This is a genomic window from Streptomyces canus 299MFChir4.1, assembly GCF_000383615.1.
GTDB lineage: Bacteria > Actinomycetota > Actinomycetes > Streptomycetales > Streptomycetaceae > Streptomyces > Streptomyces canus_C.
Window position 1 is genome coordinate 1 of sequence record NZ_KB911691.1, and the last position, 1,711, is coordinate 1,711.

At 55.4% G+C, this 1,711-nt stretch carries 2 protein-coding genes; both read right to left on the reverse strand.

The window, feature by feature from the left end:
* The coding region (locus H293_RS59700; protein ID WP_213083785.1) for a hypothetical protein at nucleotides 1-308 on the reverse strand (308 nt) is incomplete at its 3' end.
* 287 nt (nucleotides 309-595) lie between these two features.
* Nucleotides 596-1,522 (reverse strand): DUF5677 domain-containing protein, encoded by a 927-nt coding sequence (locus H293_RS59030; protein WP_158694614.1) that lies wholly within the window; start codon nucleotides 1,520-1,522, stop codon nucleotides 596-598.
* Between the last annotated feature and the right edge of the window lie 189 nt (nucleotides 1,523-1,711).

Here is a 1,711-nt window from a genome sequence, read left to right on the forward strand (position 1 = left end):
ACGCAGCAGAGTGCCGACCAGGATCCCTCAACACATCCGCAACTGGCCGCATTCGCCCGTACGTGGGTGGGGACGTTCAGGTGTACGCCGACAACACGGACCAGGAGTCCACGTAGAATCGCGTCATTCCGCTTCAGCGGTGACGGTGGCTTCAGGCCGGCCAAAATAGTTAGCCAATGCGTCGCCTCACGGAGGAGATAAAAAGCAGCTTCCATGTAAGGTGCTTCGCTGGTTGTCTTTTCTAGTTCCTCAAAGTTTGGCTCGTAGGCAACCGGGAGCTGATCGTCGTTCATTTGTTCGTGAGTCATGGTGTGATTTCACCTATCCAGATGAGCGCTATTTTCGTGCATTGAATCAACAACCCTAGTCAGCCGCCTCTGGCGCAAGGACGTCAACCACTCAGTCAATGATCCTCCGCGCCGAACGGCCGTCTCTGGCAAGGTCAGCCCAGCCGTTGGCGATGCCGCTGCACTGAATTAGGTTCTGCGGCCCAATGTTCAGCTCTGCCGAGAACATCTCGACCATCACGCGGTCGGCGTCGAGAATTCAGAAGCCGTCAGCGGGCGAGATGACGTAAGGGCGATGGTGTCGATCCTCAGCCACGTTCATCGATATTCGAATCATCTGACAGAGAGATCGTGGCTGCATGAAGCACACGCTTCAAACTGCTTATGGCGGCTGTCAGGGTATCTCGACTCAGTATCGGTGTCAGGTGCTGTACTGGGATTCGGTGAAACCGATGCAGCGGGTTCATGCACCTGTCTACAACATAGTTGTCGAGCGCCGACCACTCGCCATGTACGGACGCGCTCAGAGGCTGGAATACCCGACTGTAGAGATCCTGCATTCCAACGTCTTCTGCCATTGACCGTGTGTTGACAGATCCCCCGGCGAAAGACGGATGAACGCTAACCTCCATCATCATTTCCGCTCCTTGGCCGCCTATGCGGCCATCCAGGAATGACGCCAGAGCTGACAGCTTTTCATTTCCTTCCCCGTCTTTTTCACTCATCGCCTCTTCTATGTGGGCTCGCATTAGTTTTTGCTTGCCCTGTCCGTATGCGATAAACTTTTCGTAGAGCTCGGATTCATTCTTATGATCGAGCCAGGTGATGAGTATTTCCGTTTCAACTAGCGATCGCAGAATGGCGGAGCCATGTTCTCCGCCCCACAGTAGCGGGCTTTGAGCCATCGCATAAACGCCCCTAATTGCTCTAATCCCCAACGCGCACACCACTTCGTGTTGTGCAGGTCGATACAGGCTCACTCCATTTGAGAAGGCGATTTCCATGAACTCATTCCAAAGTTCATTAACCTGATCGAGTGCCGCGTCCTGTGCTGACGTAACATCGGATTGCTCCATAGTGGCTGGAGGGCTATCCCCAGTCATGCACGGCGTGAGTTCCCAGTTCGCATTCCAGAAGCTGGCTGCCCAGCCGCTCTCGGCGCGAGGCGCGTCTTCATCGACCTCCGCGAGCCCCTTGGTGGCGCCGTACATAGAGGTAAGAATTGCCTCGGCCATTGGTCGGCTTGCCTGATCACTCGGGTATGAGGAAAGAATCGAAATTTGGCTCTCTTGGAGGTGCAGTCTCCCGCTGAGCAAGAGCCAGCCTAGGGGCAATACCAGTGACTTAAGGAATCGGGTCCCAGCTTCTTGGGACTTTGGTCGGTGGGTTGATTGGGGCTGTGCGCCAGTGCGGGGCGATGGCCA

Excerpts from the sequence above, each read along its gene's own strand:
- H293_RS59030 (WP_158694614.1), bottom strand. The coding sequence starts at position 1,522 with ATGGCCGAGGCAATTCTTACCTCTATGTACGGCGCCACCAAGGGGCTC.